Source organism: Sorangium sp. So ce590 (genome assembly GCF_051521365.1).
Taxonomy (GTDB): Bacteria; Myxococcota_A; Polyangia; order Polyangiales; family Polyangiaceae; genus Sorangium.
On the sequence record NZ_CP150346.1, the window covers coordinates 5,197,501 to 5,217,603 of the forward strand.

The following is a 20,103-nucleotide window of genomic DNA, read 5'->3' on the forward strand; positions in this document are numbered from 1 at the left end:
CGGTCCGGAGTTGCAGCGCCTTCGCTGCTCTGTTCCCCGGTCCGCCAGTTCGGGGCGGGCTTTCTAACGGCCTGCCTCGAACCTGTCAACCTTCTTCTGGAGAAGGCTGACCCGTCGGCTGGACGGTCCGGAGTTGCAGCGCCTTCGCTGCTCTGTTCTCCGGTCCGCCCGTTCGAGGCGGGCTTTCTAACGGCCTGCCTCGAACCTGTCAACCCTTTCTTTCGAGCGGGCTGACCCGTCAACCCAGGCGGTCCTGGGTGCAGCGCTTCCGCTGCCAGCTCCAGGGCCCGCCGGTTCGTGCAGTCCTAGTTATTGATTTCCCGCGAGGCTGTCAACGTCGGCGAGGAACGGCCCCCCCGCCGGCGGCCCGCTCGCCCGGGACGCCGGCGGGGGGCTCGCATGTGGACGTGACACCGGCGCGAGGCCGCCTGGGGCAAAACGCCGCAGCGTCCGCGCGACATGAGCGGACCAGGGGCGCGCGAGCGCTCGTGCGACCGTCCGGTGCGCATGTATGCGCGCGCTAAAGAAGAACGCAAAGGACTAACGAGACCTTCATTGCAGCTCGGCTGCGCGCGCGTGCATCGATTGCGCGATGCATCCACCTCCCAGCTGGCCTGACCTCTGCAGACATCGGCGACGCGGGTGGCACACAGTAGGCGTCAGGGGGAAGCAGCCATGACTATGCGCATCGGGGCGATGGCGGTGAGCTCAGCGGTTCTCGCGCTGGGCTGCATGGACTCGGATCAGCAAGAGCCGCCGCGCGAGAGCGCGGCCGCTCTCCAGAGCGGCGCGAGGCCGAAAGAGACGCGCTTCATCGAGGGCGGCTCGATACCGTACGTGCTCGGGTTCTCGCCAGAGACCGGGCAGATCCTCGGCGGCTCGCACACGCTCCTCATCCCCCTGACCGGGACGCGCGAGCCCATGGACGCCGCGAACCTCCCCACGAGCCTGCACCCGGAGCTCCGGGGAAACTACACGTTGCTGAACTCGAGCCTGCTGCAAGGCCAGTCCACGGGGCCCTTCGCCTCGCAGTGGTGGCCCCAGAACAGGAACGGCATCGCGGACCGCTGGAACTCCGTGGTCAAGGACTACGGCGATCTGACGTCCGATCCGGACAACCTCTCGCCGGCGGAGAAGTACGATCTCCTGTTCTACGCAGGACAGGCCCGGTCGCTCGAGGCGCCCGCCGGCGCCGGCGCCGACGAGACGGGCCTGCCGGAGGGGACGCGCGCGGCGCCGCGCGCTCCACGGGCGACGCGGGTGGTGGGGCCAACGACGTACTGGGAGCTGCAACACCACGGCCTGTATCAGGGCGTGACCCCGGAATACTGGTGGGGACACTGCAACGGCTGGGCGGCCTACGTCGTCGCCGAGGGCGGCGGCCCGCCGCTGCGCGACATCCGCGTGAAGCTCTCCGGCAGCACGCTGACCGAGTGCGCGTCCGTCGAGCGGGGGTGCATCCTGTTCCGCACGGCCGACATCGAGGCGCTGATGACCGAGGTCTATCACAACGACTCCGCCACCGTGTCGGGGCGGCGCTGCGAGGCGCGGGAGGACCTCGTCCAGCGCGACGTCTACGGCAGGCCGGTCGACGCCGCGTGCCGCGATCTGAACCCGGGGACGATGCACGTGGCCATGACCGGCCTGCTCGGGCTGGGCGCGAGCTCGATCAGCTCCGCGTCGAGCGGGCACGGGCGGCGCTCGTTCGTTGTCGACTACACCTGGCACCGCGAGGTGTGGAGCTACCCGGTCACGTCCTTCAACATCGACTCGATGGCGGAGGTGAGCGCGCAGGAGGCGGCGCGGCTCGTCTGTAACGGCGGGTACCAGGGGGCCGATTGCTATAATTACCGGTTCAACCCGAACGCGCGGCGCTTCATGCGCGTCGGGGCGCGCTACGGGATGATCTCGGACGAGGTGAGCCCCGCGCAGCTCCTCCAGCCGCCCGCGCTGCGCAGCGTCCCGATCCTCAGCTCGGAGCTCCACTACGTGCTCGAGCTCGATGACCGGCTGACGGTGCTCGGCGGCGAGTGGATCAAGAACCCCGCCCTCGCCAACGGCGTGAACGGCAAGGCGATGCACCCGGACTATCTCTGGATTCCGGTGAGGCCGCAGGGCGCAGGCGAGGACGGCGACGATCTGGGCGGCTCCGGAGACAACCCGTACATCGCGTACTCGCGCGCGAGGGCGCTGCTCGATCTGTCGCGGAGACGGTGAGCGGGCGGCGCGCGGGCTGGTCTACGATGACCGCCCGATGATGCACCTGGACGAGGCGCTCGCGGCGCCGCTGCGCCGCGGAGATGTGCGGTGGCTCGACGAGCACCTCGACGAGGCGCGCTGCACCGACGAGGTGCTCCGCCAGCTCGTGCGGCACGGCGAGGCGCGCGTGCGTTACCTGGGGCTCTCGCGGATCGCGCAGGCCGCCGCCCGTCGCAGCGCGGGCGCGCGGCGGGCGCTCGCGGCGATGCTGCCGCGCGCGATCGACGGGGACGGGACGCCGGAGGAAGCGCTGCTCCTCGCCGGGCTCTACCGCGAGCTCTGGCCGTTCCTCCCGGAGCAGCGGCTGCCGGCGTGGCGCGAGGCCGCGCTCCATGCGCCCGTCCGCGTCGCCTGGCTGCGGACCGAGATCCTCACGCGGCCCGAGGTCCTCCGCGACGAGCCCGCTGGCGAGCTCGTCTACCAGGCGCTCCACGCCCTCGACCCGCACGAGATCCCCGCGCCCGAGGCGCTCCTCCCCGAGCTCGCGGCGCGCCGCGACCCGGTCCTCCAGGCCGCAGCGCTCGATCTGACCCGGCGCTGCCTCCACGCGGCGCTGCTCGCGCCGGCGCAGGCGCGCGCGGTCCTCGGCGCGCTCGCCTTCGCGACGGCGCCCGCGGTCGCCGCCGCCGCGCTGCGCGAGCTCGCCGAGCCGTGGGCGGTCCTCGCCGGGGCGCCGCTCCCGGGCGCGCGCCTCGATCAGCTCCTGCGCGGCGATCCCGAGGTGGCCGCGGCCGCGCTGGAGGCCGCGGCGCGCCACGGCGAGGGCGCGCCGCTCCGCGAGGTCGCCGCGCGCGAGGACGCGCCGCCGCGGCTCCGGCAGCGGGCGCTCGCGCTCCTGGGCGAGCGCGCGACCCGCGAGGACGTCGGCGCGATCCTCGAGCTCGCCGCGCGCGATCCGCTGCTGCTCGGCCCGAGCGCGATCGCCTGCCTGCGCGCGCTGCACCGGCGCGGCCACTTCCCTGCCCCGGAGCACGCGGCGGCGATCCTCGAGCTCGCCCTCGCCGATCCAACCCTCCCCGCCGGCGACGTCGCGGCGATCACCTTCACCTGCAGGCGCACGCTCTTCGATGCGCTCGCCGCAGCGCCAGCCAGCGACGCGCGCTGGCCGCGCCGGGCCGCGATCGCCGTCGCCATGGCGGAGCAGGGCGCGACAGACCTCCCCCTCGGGGACATGCTCGCCGAGAAGCTCCGCGAGGCCGCCTCGCCCGCGCCCTTGCTGCGCGCGATCGGCGCCCTTCGCCACGCGGCCGCAGAGGACGACGTGCTCGCCGCGCTGCCGCGCGCGCCCGCCGAGGCCCTGGACACGCTCGCCGCGATCGGCGGCCAGCGCACGGCGGACGCGCTCCGCACCGCCCTCGGCCTCGACGGCGCAGGCGCAGGCGCGACCATCGCGCCATCGATCGCCCCATCGATCGCCCTGAATATCCGTCACCAACGGTATCGTGCCGTGACGCTGCTCTGGCATCTGACGGAGGAGCCCGGGGACCGGCGCGCGCTCCTCGCCCGCCTGAACCCCCGCGATCTGCCGGTCGATCTCGCCGCCGATCTCGGCGGGGCCGATCCGGCGGAGCTCGCGGTGCTCCAGCATGCGGTGGAGCGGTACACGCCCGTGGACGCGCTGCCGGCGCTCGCGCGCGCCGGCGATGCGCGCGCGCTCCCGGCGATCGCCGACCTGCTGCTCCGGATCGCGGCGGATCTCGCGGCCGCGTGGGCTCCCGGCGGGCCGGCCGAGCGGCTCGAGCCCGCGATCGACCAGGGCCCCCAGCGGCCCGCGGAGCCGGCGGTGCCGGCGGAGGTCGCGGAGGCGATCCGCGGCCTCGGCCGGCGGCTGCACCAGCGCCGGAAGATCCGGCCCGTGTGCCTGCTCGACGCCGCGAGCGAGCGCGAGGCCGGCGACGCGCTGCTCGCGAGCCTGACGCTCGATCTCCTCGACCGGCCCGGCCTGTCCGCGGGCGAGCGCGCCCTCCTCGTGGACCTGCTGCGCTCGGCGCCGTGGCGGCGCGCGCGCCCGCGCGTCCCGCGCCTCCTCCGCCACCGCGACCCGCACGTGCGCAAGCGCGTGATCGCGCTGCTGGCCCAGGGCGGCGCCGAGGCGCTCTCGGCCAGCCTGACGCTCCTCACGGGTGCCGGCGACGTGCAGACGGCGCGGCAGGCGCTGCGCGCGCTCGGCGCCATGGAGGCGCGCTGGGCCTGCCCCGCGATCGCCGCGTGCCTCGATCACCCGAGCATGAGCATCAAGAAGACGGCGGCCGAGGCGCTGTCGCGGGCGGGCGGGCCGGAGGCCGTGCCGAGGCTCGTCTTCTGGCTCGGCCGCCACGACAACCCGGGGCTGCGCGCCGCGCTCGAGGCCGCGCTGCGGGCGATCGTCGGGCCGGCGTGCGAGGCGACGATCCTCGCCGCCGCCGAGGCCGCGGAGGACGAGCGCGCGCGCGATCGGCTGCTCGATACGGTGGGCCGCACGCTGTCGGCGCAGGCGGTCCGGAGCGGGATCCGCCAGGGATCGGCCGCGGCGGCGCGGCTGCTGGAGCGGGCGATCGCCGGGGAGATCGCGCTCGCTTCCAGGACCGCCGCCGAGCTCGCCGCGGACCTCGAGGCGCGCGACCCGCACCGGCGCGAGCAGGGATCCGCGGGTGCACCGACGCCGCCGGGCGCGGGGGAGGCGCTCGCCGCGGCGGCGCTCGCGGCCGCGCTGGCCCGCGGCGGCTGGGACAACGCGACGGCGCGGCGGCTGCTCGAGCGGGAGGCGGCGCTGCCGCAGGACGGGCTCGCGGCCCTGCGGCAGCTCGCGCCGGAGTGGCTCCGCCTCGCGGCGTCCGAGCCGGCGCTGCGCGACGCGGCGCTCCGGCTGCTCGTCCGCGCCTCCCCTGCCCCGTGGTCGCCCGGCGAGGCGCGCGCGCTCGCGAGGCAGGTCGCGGTGCTGCTCGACGGGCTCGCCGCGGCGGCGGCCGATCTGCGCGACGGTCTCCTTTCGCTGCTCGAGGCGGCGGCGCCGGAGCTCCCGGCGGCCGAGGCGCTGGGCGTGGCGGCGCGCGTGCGCGGGCTCGCGCCGGCGCCCGGGGCGCGCCGGTCGCCGCTCGAGGTGCTGCGGCGGTGCGGGGCGATCCTCGGGCGCACCGACGTCGAGCAGGCGCTCGCCATGGCGCGCGTGGCCGCCGATCCGTGGACGGCGGAGGCGGCGATCCTGCGCGAGGTGTTCGGCGCGCCGGCGGAGGCGGGCGAGGGCGCGGATCCCGAGGGCGCGGCCGCGTGGCAGGCGGCGCTCCGGGCCGCGGCGCAGGAGCCGGGGGAGCTCGCGGCGCTCCGGGCGGAGGGGCCGCGCGGCGGGGTCGGCTCGCGGGCGCAGCTCGCCGCGCTGATCGAGGTGTTCCCGTCCGCGGCCGAGCCGGTGCGGGCGCTCCTCCTGGACTGGATGGAGTCGCTGCAGCCGATCGGCGCGCCGCCCTGGACCCTCGCCGAGCAGGCGGCATCGCGGAGCGGCGGCGCGCGGGCGCCGCGGCCGTCCGATCTCGACCAGCCGCGCTCGGCCGCGCTCCGCGGGCGCCTGCTGTCGATGCTGGACGCGCCCGCGCCGGCCGAGCGGCGCGCGGCGGCCACCGCGCTGCTCTCGTGGCCGGAGGAGGACGTCCGCGCGGCCGTGCTGCGCGCTCACCTGCGCGGCGACGTCGAGGGCCTGGATGGGCGGAGCCTGCCGCGTCTGGCGGGCTCGCTGCTCGATGTCACGGAGGAGGAGCTCCGGGGCGACGCCAGCGACGAGCTGCGCCGGGAGCGCGCGGCGCGTCTCGCGGCCCTGCTCGATCGGTCGGCGGTCGAGCGCCTGTTCCCGCTGCTGCTCGGGTGGTGGGAGACGGGCGCGCCGGCGACGCGCGCGGCGGCGGCCCAGGCGCTCCGCCGCATCGCCCCCGACGTGCGGGCGGCGCGGCTCGTCGAACGCGTCCGGCAGGGGGCGTGGGGCTACCTCGACCTGGTCACGGGCGAGCAGCTGCTGCGCACGCCGGAGCTCGAGGCCATCGTGAGGCGCCTGCGCGCCGAGGGGCGGGCCGACCTGGCGAAGCGGGCCGTCCTCGAGGACGGCCCGCTCCGGCCGCCCGGCGGTGCGGACGAGGACGCGCGGGCGCTGGCGGCGCTGCGCGCGCGCCCGGAGCCGCGGGCGCGCGCGGCGGGTGACCGCGGCCCGGCGCGGCAGGAGCTGGTGCGGCTCGCGCGCGCCGGTGATCCGGAGCAGTCCCGCCGGGCGCTGTCGGCGCTCGCCGGGGCGCCGGACGAGGAGCTCGCGGCGCTGCTCGTGGAGCTGCTCGGCGATCGGCGTCCCCGGGTGCGGCTCCACGCGCACCGGCTGCTGCGCGACGCGGTGGACCGCGCCGCCTACCTGCGCGCGACGTGCGCGCTCCTCTCGGATCCGCTGCCCGACGTGGTCCGCTCGGCGATCCGCATCCTCAGCTTCGCGCCGTGGCCGCCTGCGATCCCCGCGATCGTGGGCCTGCTGCTGCACCCGCACAAGGCAGTCCGCCGAGCGGCCGCCGAGGGGCTCGCGCACGTGGGCGCGCCGGCGATCCCCGCCCTCAAGGAGGCGCTGGGGCACGCGCGGCCGGATCGACGGGAGGTCTACGCAGAGGTGATGCGGCGGATCGGGACGCTGTGATGCGGGGACAGGGTTGCTCCGCAGGATGGCCGGCCGAGAGAGAGAGAATTCAACGCCAAGGCGCAAAGACGCAAAAAAGAGAGGAGAGATAGAATCACAGCATGCGCATCAGGCCATCTCGTTCTCTTTGGTTTCCTTGGCAGCTCATCTTCATTCCTGTCATGAGCACCTCTGCGCCATCGCTTTCGGTGAGCAGCCGGTGACACAGACACCACGCAGATCATCGATCTGCCAGGTCGGCCCCCCTCCCCCATCCTCTTTTTTGCGTCTTTGCGCCTTGGCGCCTTGGCGTTGAATTCTCCCTTCCTGCCAGGAGCCGAACGATGTGCGCCGTCGCGCGCGTCTCATCAGTTCGCTCCCGCCCCTTCGACCTGGCCTGCCGCTCCTCCCGCCCCTTCGACCTGGCCCGCCGCTCCCCCCGGCTCGGCCGGCAAAGGCACAACACCGCGGTCGGGCTCCCCGAGGACGCAGGCCTCTTTGCCCTCGACCACCTTGCAGCGGCGATCTGCCGGGCACTTCCCTCCACACGGCAGCCGCACATACAACCCCGTCGCCGCGTCGCACGCCGTCCCGATCTCACAGATCGCGTAGCAGGTGTCGTAGACCTCGCGGTTCACCACAGCCGCCCCGGCCGCGGCAGCGAGCGCCGCCGCCGCATCACCATAGGAGCTCCCACCCGACCGCACGGGCCTCATCCCCAACAAAAACTCGGGGGGACCGCGCTTCGCCCTCAAGCAACCGGCCAGGCTTACAGCCACACAGCAGGACATCAGAAAGACGGTAATTTTCATCAACCTGAGATCCTGCATACACACAGTAACGATTCGACACCAGGTCAGGAGCATACTCCGGTACAATGCTCGCCATGCAGGGGGGAGGGAACCGAGGTGAGTGATCCTGTGCACCTGGCGCCGTTGCCGACGCCGCTACGCTGGGAGGTACCGCCCAGGAGCTGGAGCGCCGGCAAGGCATCGTGCCTGACCGTCACGGCGGGCGGCAAGACCGACCTGTTCCTCGATCCGGAGCGCACCGCCGGCGTCCTGAACGCGCCGCGCCTGCTCGGGACGCCGCAGGGGGATTTCCTCGCCAGCGCGCGGGTGACCGTGGGCTTCGCGGCGGCGCACGACGCCGGCGTGCTGCTGCTCTGGGCGCACGAACGCGCGTGGGCCAAGCTCTGCTTCGAGCTGTCGCCGGAGCGCGTGCCGACGGTCGTCTCCGTGGTGACCCGCGGCCTGTCCGACGGCCGCAGGGCCTTCAACGTGGACGCCGACCACGTCTGGCTGCGCGTCTCGCGGCTCGGGCGGATGTGCGCGTTCCACGCCTCCACCGACGGGACGATCTGGCACGTGCTCCGCAGCTTCTCGCTCGGCAGCGCAACCGAGCTCGACGTCGGCTTCTCGGCCCAGTCGCCGGCAGGCGACGGCTGCACCGCCGTCTTCGACGACATCCGCTTCACGCCGCGCCGGGTCGGCGACCTGCGCAGCGGACACGCCGAGAGGGACGCAGCGCTGGCGCGCGCCGGTCAGATGCCGCCGTTGACCGGGATGACCTTGCCGCTCACGTACGTGTTGTGAAGGGCCAGCCACGCGATCGCGGCCGCGGCCTCGTCCGGCGTGCCGAGGCGCCGCAGGGCCGAGAACGCGAGGTACTCTCTGCGGAGGCCCTCGTCGAGCCGCGTCGATAGCCCGGCGTCGAGCAGGCCCAGCGCCACCATGTTGACCCGCACCCGCCGCGGGCCGAGCTCCTTCGCGAGCGCCATGGCGGTGGCCGCGATCATCCCTTGGCTCGCCGCGAACGCGACCGGGATCGGCAGCGACTGCGCGCGATCGGGCCCGCCGACGAGGACGATCTCCCCGCCGCCGCCCCGCGCCATCACCGCCCCGACATCGCGGGCGACAAGGAACGCCGCGCGGGCGTTCGACGCATAGGCCCGGTCCCACGCCTCGTCCGACAGCTCGAGCCCCGGCGTGGCGTCGAGGCTCCCGGCGCAGTGGATCGCCGCGGCGGGCACCGGCTCGTCCGCGCCCATCCGGCCGACGAGCTCGCGGAGCGCGGCGGCGTCGGTGAGATCGAGCCGGACGGCGCGGAAGCCGAGCTCGCGCGACAGCTCGGCCGCCCGGACCTCGCTCCGGCAGTACGTGAACGTGGCGCTCGCCCCGCGCGAGGCGAGCGCGCGCAGCACCGCGGCGCCGACGGCGCCCGTGCCCCCGAAGACGACGACGTGCTTCATGTCAGGCCCTCCACGTACGCGAGCGCCTCGGCCGCGGCGTCGACGAAGGTGTCGAGCGTGCCGCGCGGGATGTCGAACCGAGGCTGGAGCCGGAAGATCGTCCAGTCGTGCCCGCAGGTGAAGCAGAAGAAGCCACGGCGATAGAGGCGGTGGCACACGAGCGGCGACACAACCGACTGGTGCGCGAGATCCGGGAACCCGAAATGCTCGAAGGAGAGCCAGGGGTGATCCGGCGGCTCGAGCTGCACGCCGAGCATCAGGCCCGCGCCGCGCACCTCCCTGAACAGCCGGTTCGGCCGGAGCGCCGACTCCAGCCGCTCGCGGAGGTACGCGCCCGTCTCGCGGATGTACGCGATGAGCTCGTCCGTGATCAGGTCGAGCGCGGCGAGCCCCGCGACCGCGGAGAGGGCGTTGTAACCCATGGTGTTGTTGTGGCTCTCGCCCGCGGCGAACTGGCTGCCGTAGGCGCGCACGAAGAGGTCGCGCCTCGTCAGCATCGCCGAGAGCGGCAGGAGACCGCCGCCGAGCTGCTTCGCCAGCAGCACCACGTCCGGCCGGCGCGGCCAGCGCTCGGTCGCGAGGAAGCCGCGCCCGGAGCGGCCGATGCCCGTCTGCACCTCGTCGGCGATGAGCAGCGCGCCGTGCCTCGCCGTGAGGTCGCAGAGCGCCTCGACGAACGGCGGCGGCAGCTCGCGCACGCCGCCCTCGCCCTGGATCGGCTCCACGAGCACCGCCGCCACGTCGCCCCCGGCGAACACCCGGGCGAGCGCGTCGACGTCGCCGAACGGGATCGACGTGGCGCCCTGCAGGAGGGGCACGAACGGGTCGCGGAGGTACCCCTCCCCCATGAACGAGACGCTCCCGTAAGAACAGCCGTGGTAGGCGCCGGTCAGCCCGACGAGGACGGGCTTCCGAGTGAGCGCGCGGGCGAGCTTGAGCGACGCCTCGACGGCGTCGCTCCCCGTGCACCCGAAGAAGACGTTGTCGTAGTGGCCCACGCGCTCGCAGAGGCGGCGCGCTAGGCGGCCGGCGAACGGGTTGACGCGCGACGGGTACCAGGAGGGCGCGTCCGAGTCGAGGAAGGCGCGCACGGCGCGGGCGATGCCCGGGTTGCGATGACCGAAGGCCTGGGTGCCGTGGAAGTCCTCGATCACGAGGCCCTCGCTGTCGACGAGGAGGCCGCCCTCGGCGCGCACGACCCGGATGGGCTCGCGGGCGAGCTTCGCCCGCTGCGCGATGAGCGGGTTCACGAAGGCGCGGTAGTCGTCGAACCCGTCGCGCAGGATGTCGTCGAACGCGTCCACGTCAGAGCCCTCCGTCGGCGACGAGCTTGGCGGCGCTCATGAAGGCGCTGTCGTCGGAGCACAGGAACACCGCGAGCTCGGCGATCTCGTCGACGCGGCCGAGGCGACGCAGCCCGCAGTGCGCGACGTACTCCGCCTGGCGGTGCTGCGGGAGCCCCTGCGCCATGCCCTCCTCGAGGAGGCCGGGGCCGAGGAGGTTCACGCGCACGCCGTAGCGGCCGACCTCGCGCGCGAGCGCCTCGGTGAGGCCGCGCAGGGCCGACTTCGAGGCGGCGTAGTGGACCGGCGCCTCGATCACGCGCTCCGACGCGAAGTTGCCGATGTTCAGGATGACGCCGCGCTTCTCGCGGATCATGAACCGCAGCGCGGCGCGGCTCATGAGGTAGGCGCCCTTCACGTTCACGTCCATCACGAGGTCCCAGTCCTCCTCCTCGAGCAGCGAGATGGGCAGGACCTGCGTGATGCCGGCGTTGTTGACCAGCACGTCGAGCCCGCCCCAGGCGCGGTGCAGCGCGGCGAGGGTGTCCTTCACGTGGGCGGCGTCCGCCACCGAGCCCTTGAAGACGAGCGGCGGGGCGCCTGTCGCGGCGATCTGTCGGCCCGCCTCCGCGGCGTCCGCGTCGTCGGTCGCGTAGGTGAAGGCGACGCGCGCGCCGTGCCGGGCGAACGCGAGGGCGATCGCGCGCCCGAGCCCGCGCGAGCCGCCCGTGACGAGGCAGCGCCGGCCGGCGAGGAGGCCGGAGGCGGCGCTCACGGGGCCTCCCGGCGAGGCGACGGCGAGAGGAGCGGGAGGGCGCGCCGCCCGCCGGATCGATCCGGCCACGTCCGCGGCTCGCTCATGAACCGCGGCTCCTTCTCCCGGTAGAGCACGTTGTAGTTGCAGACAGGCACGGTCCTCCCGTCGGCGGTACAGTTGCTGTCGCAGCACTGGGCCGCGCGCTCGACGTCGAACGTCTCCTCATCCATGTGCGAGTGGACGTACACCGCCTTCACCGCGCGCTCGCTGATCCGCAGCGACTCCTCCCTGCGGAGCGGCTTCTTCGCCGGGAAGAGCGCGCGCAGGAGGCCGTTCAGGAGGCCGAGCGCGCGGTCGTCGTCGCCGCGCGACCAGAGCGCGTCGATCGCGTCCTGCATGGCGCGCTCGAGGCGCGCGCTCGGCTCCAGGTAGAGGTGGTCGCCGAGGCAGGCGTAGAGCGCCTCGCGGCTCATGAACCGGGTGAACGGGATCGGCGGGCCCCCCGCGGGATCCATGAGCAGGTAGGCGACCTGGTAGCAGAGCGGGTGAGCGCACGGCGACGGGACGAAGTCGCCCGGCGAGAGGAGCCCGCCCGTCGTCTCGGCGATCCGCTCGAGGACCTCGAGCGTGGAGATGCGCCCGCTGCGATCGAACGAGGCGCCGCTCTGGCCGGTGAACGTCATCGTGTGGACCTCGAGGTGGCGGACGCAGCCGAGCCGGAAGCCGAGCTCGAGGATGCGGCCGATCTCGTGGTCGTTGAGGCCGCGGGTCATGACCGGGATGAGCGTCGTGTCGACGCCGGCGGCGTCGAGCCGCTCGAGACAGGCGAGCTTCTTGTCGACGCTCCTGACGCCGTTCAGGGCCCTGTCCGTAGCGTCGTCGAAGGTGTCGAAGGAGAGCGCGATCCGCGCCCCGAGCTCCGCGAGGCGCCGGAGGAGCGCGTCGTTCCTGAGCAGGCCGAAGCCGTGGCTGCAGATGCTCACGCGGTGGATGCCCGCGTCCTGGCACATCGCGACGAGCTCGGGCAGCTCGGGGTGGAGCGTGGGCTCGCCGCCCGTGAGGTTGATCAGGTCGAGATCGCCGCCGGCGCCGTCGCAGAGGTGGCGGAGCACCTCCCCGAACTCGGCCTTGCTCATGAAGAACGCGCCGTCGTTCTTGTTGTGCACGTAGCACATGGGACAGTCGAGATCGCAGGCGCTCGTGATCGTGACGACCGGCATCCTGACCCGCTGGGTGTGGGCCTCGCACGGGCCGCAATCGAAGGGGCAGCCGTGCTCGATCGGGCGCCGCGGCGCCCGCGGCGGCGCAGGGGCCGGCGTGATTGCGCGCGTCGACTCGTACCAGGCCGCGCTCGTCGAGAGCCGCACGTCGCGCGGGCCGTGCTCGGGGCACGCCTTGCGCATCCACGCCTCGCCGGCGGGCGTCGCCACGACCCGGGCGGGGACGGCGATCTTGCAGGCCGGGCACAGGCTCGTGGTCTCGTGGATCAGCCGGTCGGTCCCCATGGACGCGGAGGATATCAGGCTCGTCGGGGCGAGCGCGCTCCCGTCGACGCCCCGCGCGGCCTGATAAGCTCGCGCGCATGCCCCGCGCGCCGGACGAGATCGTGGCGGTCGAGTCGCTCACCAAGACCTTCGGCGGGGTCGCCGCGCTCTCGGACGTGAGCTTCCGCGTCGAGGGCCCCGGCCTCGTCGGCGTCCTCGGCCCGAACGGCGCCGGCAAGACGACGCTGCTCGACCTCCTGGAGGGCCTCAGCGAGCCGACGCGCGGCGCGGTCCGCCTCTTCGGCGCGCCCGTGCCGCCCTACCCGCGGCGGCGGGTCGGCGTGGTCATGCAGAAGGAGGTCCAGCTCGAGCGCTGCACGACGCGGGAGTACGCCGGCCTCTTCGCCGCGATCTACGGCGTCCGTGACGGCGCGGCGCGGATCCTGGAGCGGGCGCGCCTCGCCCAGCGCGCGTCGGTGCCCATGGCGCGCCTGTCGGGCGGCGAGGCGGCGCGCCTGTTCATCGCCACCGCGCTGGTCCACGAGCCCGAGCTGCTCTTCCTCGACGAGCCCACGGCGCCGCTCGACCCGGCCGGCAAGCAGGAGATCGGCGAGGTGCTGCGCTGCGTGGCCCGCGAACGCACGGTGGTCATGACGACGCACGACCTGCGCGAGGCGGACAGCCTCTGCGATCGGCTGCTCTTCCTCGTCGGCGGCAAGCTCCGGGCGAGCGGGACGCGGGACGAGCTCGTGGCCGCGGTGCCCGAAGGCCGCCGGACGGGGCTCGGGGTCGAGGACGCGTTCTTCCACTTCTGCGCGGTCCGGATGCGCCGCGGCGAGGCGGAGGAGGCGTCGTGAGCGCCTTCTGGGCGCTCGCGCGCCTCCGGCTGCTCGACGTGCTGCGGAGCGCGAGCTCGACCAGCTTCGTGCTGCTCTTCCCGGTCGTGCTCCTCGTCATCGTCGGGTTCGTGTTCATGAACGGCCACCCGTTCGAGGAGCGGACGATCGCCGTCGTCGCCGGCCCCGGCGCCGCCGAGCGCCCGCTGGAGGCGCTCGGCGGCGAGCTCGATCCCGCGCGGCTCGTGCACGTGGAGAGCGAGGCCGCCGGGCTCGCGCGGCTCCGGGCGCGGACCGCGAGCGCCGTCGTGGTGCTCCCGCGCGGTGACGGGATCTCGCGGGTGATCGTGGGGCCGCGCGACCGGCTCTTCGGGCGAGGGATCGTCGCGTCGCCCGGGGTGCGGGCCGAGCTCGCCGTCGTGGAGCTCCCGCGCTGGGGCTACGTCCACTACCTCTTCCCGGGGATCCTCACGTTCAGCGTCATGCTCGCCGGGCTCTTCGCGACCGCCTACACGATGGTGCTCTACCGGCAGAACCGCTTCCTGAAGAAGCTCGCGACGACGCCCATGCCGAAGGCGGCGTTCGTCGGGGCGCAGATCGCGGCGCGCTCCGTCCTCGTCCTCGGGCAGATCGCCCTCGTCGCCGCGGCCGGCGCGCTGCTCTTCGACGTGCCGTTCACCGCGGTGTCGGCCCTCTGGGTGGCCCTGGTCTCGCTGCTCGGCCTGCTCGCGTTCATGGGCATCGGCTTCGTGCTCGCCTGCGTCCTCAGGACCGAGGACCTCGTGGTCGACATCGTGAGCGCGGTGAACCTGCCGCTCGTCTTCCTGTCCGAGATCTTCTTCCCCCTCGACGCCCTCCCCCGCCCGCTCGCCGCGCTGGGCGCCATCCTGCCGAGCACGCACATGGTGCAGCTCACCCGCGAGATCTTGCTGTTCGGTGCCACCGATCCGGGCCAGCTCGCCGGCGGCATCGCCGTCCTCGCCGGCTGGACGGTCGCGACGTTCGCGCTCAGCCTCCGGCTCTTCCGGTGGCATCGCTGAGGGCGGCGACCCCTACCTGGAGGGGGTCGCCGGAGGGTCGCGTTGGATCGTGAGGTCTCGATTGCGGTACAGCGACCGCCACATGCGACGGGCCGACCGGGTTGTGGGTTGTCGACGGGGTCGATTGCAGCAACCCGACGGAAGGGGGCGACGGAGGTAACGGGGGCAGCAGCGGCGACGAGGACGGCTGCGGCTAGAACACCGACGTTGAGCGAGCGAGAAATGAACCGCCAAGGCGAACTTCAGGCTGGCCGCGCGGACCGACCGGCTCGGCTATCCCTGCGAGCGCATGCGGCTCGATTGGGTCGAGGCTCCGGCGATGCCGTCGTGAGTCCCCTGCAGGTGACGCACAGGCCAGACCTGTAGTCCGCCCCCCGGGCGACCGGCGGCCCCTTTCGCTCGATCGCCGGCCCCGGTAAGCTCGGGCTCGATGATCGCAGAGAACACGCTTCAGGGGCCGCCGGTCGCCGAGAGCTCGCGCCGGGTCGGCGCGCTGTTCGAGCCCTTCTCGCCGAGCTATGCGGACAACCCCGCGCTCGCGTTCTATCAGGCGGCGCACCGGGAGGCGCCGGTCGCTTACAGCGAGGCGTTCTCCGCTTACCTCGTCGTGGGGCACGCCGAGGTCACGCAGGTGCTCCGCGAGCCGGTCGGGTTCTCCTCGGCGCACATCCTCGACCTGCCGCCGGATCTGCCGCCGGAGGTGATTGCCGAGCTCCGGCGCGGCATCTACCAGATGCCGCCGGCGCTCTTCAACAACGACCCTCCCGGGCACACGCGCGCGCGGGCGCTGTTCTCGAAGGCGTTCACGACCGCGAGGGTCGCCTCCCTCGAGCCGACGATCGCCCTGGCGGCGGAGGCGCTGGTGCGCGCGATGGACCCGGGCGGCGATCCGGTGGATCTGATGCAGGCGCTCGCCTTCCCGCTCCCCTTGCAGATCATCGCCGCCCTGGTCGGGATACCGCTGGAGGACGCGCCGCTGCTCAGGGCCTGTCAGGACGAGCGGTTCAAGCTCTACGAGCCGGCGCTCGACACGGCGCGGAAGGTCGAGGCCGCGCGGAGGTTCGTCGCCTACGAGCGCTATCTGGCCGATCTCATCGAGCGGCGCCGCGCCGAGCCCGCCGACGACCTGATCACCGCGCTGATCGGCGCCCGTGTCGACGGCGAGGCGCCGCTGTCGGTCGAAGAGATGATCTCCCACCTCATCATCCTGTTCTTCGCCGGCTACGAGACCGTGGCGAGCCTGATTGGCTCGCTCGTGCTCCGCCTGCTCGAGGCGCCCGCGCTGTGGGACGCCATCGGCAGCGACGCGGCGCTGCTCCAGGCGGCGATGGAGGAGACGCTCCGGATCGACGCCCCCGTGCAGATGGAGCCGCGGCGCGCGACGGCGCCGGCCGTCGTCGGCGGCGTCGAGATCCCCGCGGGGGCCACGGCGTTCGCGTTCTTCGGCGCCGCCAACCACGATCCGGCGGTCTTCCCGGACCCGCAGCGGTTCGACGTGAACCGCAATGTCGCCGGCCCGCGTGCGCGGCACCTCGGCTTCGGCTGGGGGGTGCACACCTGCATCGGCGCAGCGCTCGCGCGCATCGAGGTGAGGTGCGCCGTGCAGGCGTTGCGCGCCGCGTTCCCCGGCCTGCGCCTCGCCGCCGGGGCGCGCCCGAGCTACGCGCCCAGCCTGTTCTTCCGCAAGCCCACGGCCGTGCCCGTGACGCTCGGCGCGGCGTGACCGCGGCGGCCGCCGCGCTTCAGGACGGGACAGGCCACCAAGAAGCTCTCTCCGAGTTCTCCCGACGTCTTTGGCGTCTTGCCGGTCTTCGTCTCCGGGTCGCCCCTTTCGCTCGATCGCCGGACCGGGTACGCTCGGACTCGATAGAAGAGCTGGAACGGAGCAGTTGAGGGTTCGGATACCGATCGACGGCACATCGCTGGGAGGCAGAGTGCCATGAACAGAGAGCTGCGCGCGCGCATCATGCAAATCGTGGGAGCTGGCATGTTCACGGGCCTGTCGCTGGCGCTCGGCTGCCAGGACGGGACCGGCGGCGGGGCGGCGACAGGGGCGGGTGGGACCGGCGGGGCTGGAGGAACCGGCGGCGCCGGCGGTCAGGGCGGCGCCGGCGGTCAGGGCGGCGCCGGCGGTCAGGGCGGCGCCGGCGGTCAGGGCACCTCCTCGGAAACGAGGTGCTTCTCGCTGGACGAGATCCGGGCCAGCTCCGACGGCGGCGCTGGGGGAAGCGGCGGCGGGGGGGGGAGCGCCGAGACCTGCCCGAGCGAGTACCATCCGAACCCCGTGTCCTGCGTGGTCTACGAGAGTGGCCGGCTGGAGGACGGCCAGTGCTGCTACGACGTCAACGACCCGGGCATCGGCGCCTGCGGCCGCCCGTTCCTCGTGGGCGGCGAGCCGCGCGTCGCCGGCGTCGAGACGCGGGCCGACTGGGTGCTCGACGCCGCGGCGGACGAGCCGCTCGCGGTCGACCCCGTGACGCGCGCCGCCCTCGCCGAGGCGTGGCTCGCCGACGCGCGGCTCGAGCACGCGTCCGTCGCGTCGTTCGCGCGCTTCACCCTGGATCTGCTCGCCCTCGGCGCGCCGCCCGCCCTGATCGAGGCCGCGCAGCGCGCCCTCTCGGACGAGCTCCAGCACGCCCGGGCCTGCTTCACGCTCGCGAGCCGCTACGCCGGCCGCTCGCTCGGCCCGGGGGCGCTCGCCATGGACGGGGCGCTCGACGCGCCCACGCTCGCCAGCGCCGCGGCCGGCGCCGTGCGCGAGGGCTGCGTGGGCGAGACGCTCGCCGCGCTCCAGGCCGGCGCGCAGCGGAGCCGCGCACGCGACCCCGAGGTGCGCCGCGCCCTCGACAGGATCGCCGACGACGAGGCCGCGCACGCCGAGCTCGCGTGGGCCTTCGTGCGCTGGGCCGTCGCGCGCGGCGGCGAGCCGGTGCGCGCCGCCGTGGCCCGCGCGTTCGACGAGGCGCTCGCCGGTGTGCGCGCCGCCCGCGGCCCGGAGCGCCCCGGGATCGACGCCGCCGCGTGGCACGATCACGGCCGGCTCACCGAAGCGGAGCGGGCGCGCTGCCACCTCGACGCCGCGCGCGAGGTCATCGCGCCGTGCGCGGAGGCGCTGCTGTCCACGCCGCCCTCCACCGCCGCGGCCAGCGCCGGCCTCGACGCCCCGGCGTAGCCTCCCCCCTGGATCCGACGCCCGAGCGCACCTACGTCAAGAAACGAGCACGACGTCGATACCCGAGACGAATCTCACGAACCTCCCCGCCGCCTGGCCTACCTTCCCGTCATGACCGCGCTTCGCCAGCTCCGCCTCATCGCGATCCTCGAAGGCCTGTCCTACCTGCTCCTGCTCTTCATCGCGATGCCGCTCAAGTACCTCGCCGACCAGCCGCTCGCCGTTCGCGTCGTCGGCAGCGCCCACGGCCTCCTCTTCGTGCTGTTCCTCGCCGCGCTCGTCCACGCCGCCGTCCGGCGCCGGTGGTCGCTCGGCCGCTCGCTGCTCGCCTTCGTGTCGTCGATCGTCCCCTTCGGGACGTTCGTCTTCGACCGCTCGCTGCGGCGCGAGATCGAGGCGACCCTGCCGTCGTCGTAGGCAGGCGCGGTGGCGGCGCGATCGCGGGATCGCCTGGCCCCACCGCCGTGTCAGCCGGGCACCGCGCCAGCGCCCGCACGCCTCGCCGCGGAGTCGCCCGCGCGCGCCGACGACGCCGGGCGCTCCTCGCCGGGTGCCGAGCACAAAACTTAATTATTTCATACACTTACAAATGATCGTAAAATAATGGGCCGGCGTGTCGATCCTGCGTCTGGCCGTTCGTCGTGACGATAGAGCCGGGGCGCATCCGGTCGGGAACGCCCGGACGCGCCGCTTCGAACCAGAAGGAGACACGACGATGCGATCCATGAACACCGCGGGACCGACGACGATCGAGGCGAGGACGGACACGCAGCAGCCGGGTCACGTGGCGCCGTCCGATCGCCGGACGAGGCGAGGCAGCACGGTCATGAGGCGCATCTCGATGGCAGCGTGCCTGTTCGTCGCCGCGTGCGGCGGCGCGGACGACGGCGAGGCGGACCCGGTCGACGCCGAGCCCGATCCGGTCGCGTGGAAGGACATGAGCTTCGCGGAGCGCACCACGTACATGAACGACATCGTCATGCCCCGGATGAAGGAGGTCTTCGTCGCGTACGACGCGAAGTACGCGTCGATGGACTGCACGACGTGCCACGGCGACGACGCGGTCGAGCGCGCCTACGCGATGCCGAGCTCGCAGATCGCCCCGCTCCTCGGCGAGGCGGAGTTCCCCGAATGGGTGTCGGATCCGGAGCACCCGGAGCGCCTGGCGTGGACCGACTTCATGTACAGTCAGGTCGTGCCAGAGATGGCCGACCTGCTCCAGGTCGCCAGGTACGATCCGATGACAGGTACCGGCGAGTTCTCGTGCAACAACTGCCACACGGTGGAGGAAGTCGAGCCGTGAGGCGGCCCGAGGCGTGAGCGAGCGACGCGGATCCCGGCGTCCTCGGCGCCACCACCCTATCTCTGGCTGGTTTGCGCCCTCGCGGCTCGGCGTCTTTGCCCGAATTCTCCCTTCCGGACCCTGATCCGTCGGGTCCGCCTCCTCATCCCGGCGGAGCGCACTGCCGCGTCCGGCGGCCCGGCAGCGCCGCGCGGCCCGCTAACTCGACGGCTGCAGCTCAATCCCTGGACGCCGCGCTCCGACTACTCTCCGCCCGGAGGAGGTTTCGCATGCCCGTCCCGATCGAGATCGAAGAGTCCAACGCTCAGTTCCTGGCCGCCTGGATGCATTTCAGCCAGCGTCTCCCCGGCCATCGGATCGAGCACACCGACGGCGTCACCGTCGTCCTCTCGGGCACCGACATGGTCCTGCTCAACACGGCCACGCTCTCCTCGCCGGCAACCGACCTCCAGGATCTCGAGCGCCGGGCGCTCAGGGCCGTCGAGCTCGCGCGGACCGGCGGCGTTCCCTGGCTCTTCGCGCTGTCCGACAGCTGGTCGCCGGGCGGCGACGCGGGCGCGACCGCCGAGGAGCTCCTGGCCCGGCTCGGCTTCACGCCGGCCGTGTCGCTCATGGGCATGGTGGCCGACGCGATCACCCCCTCGCGGCGCCCGGCCGTCGGCCTCGATCTCCGGCGCGTGGCCGACGCCGAGACGCGCGCCGCCATCGCCGACCTCAACTCCGCCGCGTACAGCGTCCCGATCCCCGCGGGGCGCGCCTCCGTGGCCCACGAGGCGCTGTGGAACGACCGGGCGTTCGGGCAGGTCGGCTACGTGGGCGACCAGCCCGTGTGCTCCGCGGCGACGTTCATCGTGGAGAAGATCCGGTACGTGGGCTTCGTCGTCACCGCGGCCGAGCACCGGCGCAAAGGGTACGCCGAGGCGGTGATGCGCAGCTGCCTCGACGACGCGCTGAGCGAAACGGGCGTCGCGAGGACCGTCCTCCACGCGACGGACATGGGGCGGCCCGTGTACGAAGGGATGGGCTACCGCGCGGTCACGCGCTTCGCCTTCTACACGCCGCCGCAGGCCTGAAGCCCGGGCGGCGCGCGCGTCCCGCTG

15 protein-coding genes are annotated in these 20,103 nt (G+C 73.8%); 10 read left to right on the top strand and 5 right to left on the bottom strand.

Annotated elements, in window-relative coordinates:
* The first annotated feature begins 675 nt into the window (after window positions 1-675).
* Both WMF28_RS19640 and WMF28_RS19645 read left to right on the top strand, forming a co-directional pair.
* Window positions 676-2,217, top strand: coding sequence for a hypothetical protein (locus WMF28_RS19640; protein WP_437603775.1), 1,542 nt, complete (start codon window positions 676-678; stop codon window positions 2,215-2,217).
* 37 nt (window positions 2,218-2,254) lie between these two features.
* Window positions 2,255-6,898: a HEAT repeat domain-containing protein gene (locus WMF28_RS19645; RefSeq protein WP_437603776.1), complete on the top strand. Its 4,644-nt coding sequence runs from the start codon at window positions 2,255-2,257 to the stop codon at window positions 6,896-6,898.
* A 347-nt stretch (window positions 6,899-7,245) separates the two neighbouring features.
* On the opposite strand, the gene WMF28_RS19650 is transcribed toward WMF28_RS19645, so the two are convergent.
* Window positions 7,246-7,593 (bottom strand): hypothetical protein, encoded by a 348-nt coding sequence (locus WMF28_RS19650; protein ID WP_437603778.1) that lies wholly within the window; start codon window positions 7,591-7,593, stop codon window positions 7,246-7,248.
* A gap of 192 nt (window positions 7,594-7,785) precedes the next feature.
* Here WMF28_RS19650 and WMF28_RS19655 point away from each other — a divergent pair, with 192 nt between their 5' ends.
* Complete coding sequence (locus WMF28_RS19655) at window positions 7,786-8,472, top strand: DUF1349 domain-containing protein (protein WP_437603780.1); 687 nt, start codon at window positions 7,786-7,788, stop codon at window positions 8,470-8,472.
* Here the strand turns inward: WMF28_RS19655 and WMF28_RS19660 are convergent.
* Genes WMF28_RS19660 through WMF28_RS19675 form a run of 4 tightly spaced genes read right to left on the bottom strand, consistent with a single transcriptional unit; the run spans window position 8,421 to window position 12,673 of the window.
* Window positions 8,421-9,128, bottom strand: coding sequence for an SDR family NAD(P)-dependent oxidoreductase (locus WMF28_RS19660; RefSeq protein WP_437603782.1), 708 nt, complete (start codon window positions 9,126-9,128; stop codon window positions 8,421-8,423). The two genes, WMF28_RS19655 and WMF28_RS19660, sit on opposite strands and share 52 nt — an antisense overlap.
* The gene (locus WMF28_RS19665; protein ID WP_437603783.1) at window positions 9,125-10,432 is read right to left on the bottom strand and encodes a class-III pyridoxal-phosphate-dependent aminotransferase; all 1,308 of its coding nucleotides are present in this window, start codon (window positions 10,430-10,432) and stop codon (window positions 9,125-9,127) included. The genes WMF28_RS19660 and WMF28_RS19665 overlap by 4 nt, the downstream gene beginning before the upstream one ends.
* 1 nt (window position 10,433) lies before the next feature.
* Entirely contained in the window at window positions 10,434-11,186 is a 753-nt protein-coding gene (locus WMF28_RS19670) for an SDR family NAD(P)-dependent oxidoreductase (RefSeq protein WP_437493530.1), read from the bottom strand.
* Complete coding sequence (locus tag WMF28_RS19675) at window positions 11,183-12,673, bottom strand: radical SAM protein (protein WP_437603784.1); 1,491 nt, start codon at window positions 12,671-12,673, stop codon at window positions 11,183-11,185. The genes WMF28_RS19670 and WMF28_RS19675 overlap by 4 nt, the downstream gene beginning before the upstream one ends.
* Window positions 12,674-12,750: 77 nt before the next feature.
* On the opposite strand from WMF28_RS19675, the gene WMF28_RS19680 reads away from it, so the two are divergent.
* From WMF28_RS19680 to WMF28_RS19710, 7 genes are all read left to right on the top strand, one after another.
* Window positions 12,751-13,509, top strand: a complete 759-nt coding sequence (locus WMF28_RS19680) for an ABC transporter ATP-binding protein (RefSeq protein WP_437603786.1) — start codon at window positions 12,751-12,753, stop codon at window positions 13,507-13,509.
* Complete coding sequence (locus tag WMF28_RS19685) at window positions 13,506-14,528, top strand: ABC transporter permease (protein ID WP_437603787.1); 1,023 nt, start codon at window positions 13,506-13,508, stop codon at window positions 14,526-14,528. The genes WMF28_RS19680 and WMF28_RS19685 overlap by 4 nt, the downstream gene beginning before the upstream one ends.
* 430 nt (window positions 14,529-14,958) lie before the next feature.
* Window positions 14,959-16,251 carry a cytochrome P450 gene (locus WMF28_RS19690; protein ID WP_437603789.1) on the top strand — a complete coding sequence of 431 codons (1,293 nt, stop codon included), beginning with the start codon at window positions 14,959-14,961 and terminating at the stop codon, window positions 16,249-16,251.
* A gap of 216 nt (window positions 16,252-16,467) precedes the next feature.
* Entirely contained in the window at window positions 16,468-17,700 is a 1,233-nt protein-coding gene (locus tag WMF28_RS19695) for a ferritin-like domain-containing protein (RefSeq protein ID WP_437603790.1), read from the top strand.
* A 111-nt stretch (window positions 17,701-17,811) separates the two neighbouring features.
* Window positions 17,812-18,117 (top strand): DUF3817 domain-containing protein, encoded by a 306-nt coding sequence (locus WMF28_RS19700; protein WP_437581402.1) that lies wholly within the window; start codon window positions 17,812-17,814, stop codon window positions 18,115-18,117.
* A 298-nt stretch (window positions 18,118-18,415) separates the two neighbouring features.
* Window positions 18,416-19,003 carry a hypothetical protein gene (locus tag WMF28_RS19705; RefSeq protein WP_437603792.1) on the top strand — a complete coding sequence of 196 codons (588 nt, stop codon included), beginning with the start codon at window positions 18,416-18,418 and terminating at the stop codon, window positions 19,001-19,003.
* Window positions 19,004-19,272: 269 nt separating this feature from the next.
* A complete protein-coding gene (locus WMF28_RS19710) occupies window positions 19,273-20,076 on the top strand; it encodes a GNAT family N-acetyltransferase (protein ID WP_437603793.1) in 804 nt (267 codons plus the stop codon).
* The last annotated feature ends 27 nt before the right edge of the window (window positions 20,077-20,103 follow it).

Excerpts from the sequence above, each read along its gene's own strand:
- WMF28_RS19640 (WP_437603775.1), top strand. The coding sequence starts at position 676 with ATGACTATGCGCATCGGGGCGATGGCGGTGAGCTCAGCGGTTCTCGCG.
- WMF28_RS19645 (WP_437603776.1), top strand. The coding sequence starts at position 2,255 with ATGATGCACCTGGACGAGGCGCTCGCGGCGCCGCTGCGCCGCGGAGAT.
- WMF28_RS19650 (WP_437603778.1), bottom strand. The coding sequence starts at position 7,593 with ATGAGGCCCGTGCGGTCGGGTGGGAGCTCCTATGGTGATGCGGCGGCG.
- WMF28_RS19660 (WP_437603782.1), bottom strand. The coding sequence starts at position 9,128 with ATGAAGCACGTCGTCGTCTTCGGGGGCACGGGCGCCGTCGGCGCCGCG.
- WMF28_RS19675 (WP_437603784.1), bottom strand. The coding sequence starts at position 12,673 with ATGGGGACCGACCGGCTGATCCACGAGACCACGAGCCTGTGCCCGGCC.
- WMF28_RS19680 (WP_437603786.1), top strand. The coding sequence starts at position 12,751 with ATGCCCCGCGCGCCGGACGAGATCGTGGCGGTCGAGTCGCTCACCAAG.
- WMF28_RS19690 (WP_437603789.1), top strand. The coding sequence starts at position 14,959 with ATGATCGCAGAGAACACGCTTCAGGGGCCGCCGGTCGCCGAGAGCTCG.
- WMF28_RS19695 (WP_437603790.1), top strand. The coding sequence starts at position 16,468 with ATGAACAGAGAGCTGCGCGCGCGCATCATGCAAATCGTGGGAGCTGGC.
- WMF28_RS19700 (WP_437581402.1), top strand. The coding sequence starts at position 17,812 with ATGACCGCGCTTCGCCAGCTCCGCCTCATCGCGATCCTCGAAGGCCTG.
- WMF28_RS19705 (WP_437603792.1), top strand. The coding sequence starts at position 18,416 with ATGCGATCCATGAACACCGCGGGACCGACGACGATCGAGGCGAGGACG.
- WMF28_RS19710 (WP_437603793.1), top strand. The coding sequence starts at position 19,273 with ATGCCCGTCCCGATCGAGATCGAAGAGTCCAACGCTCAGTTCCTGGCC.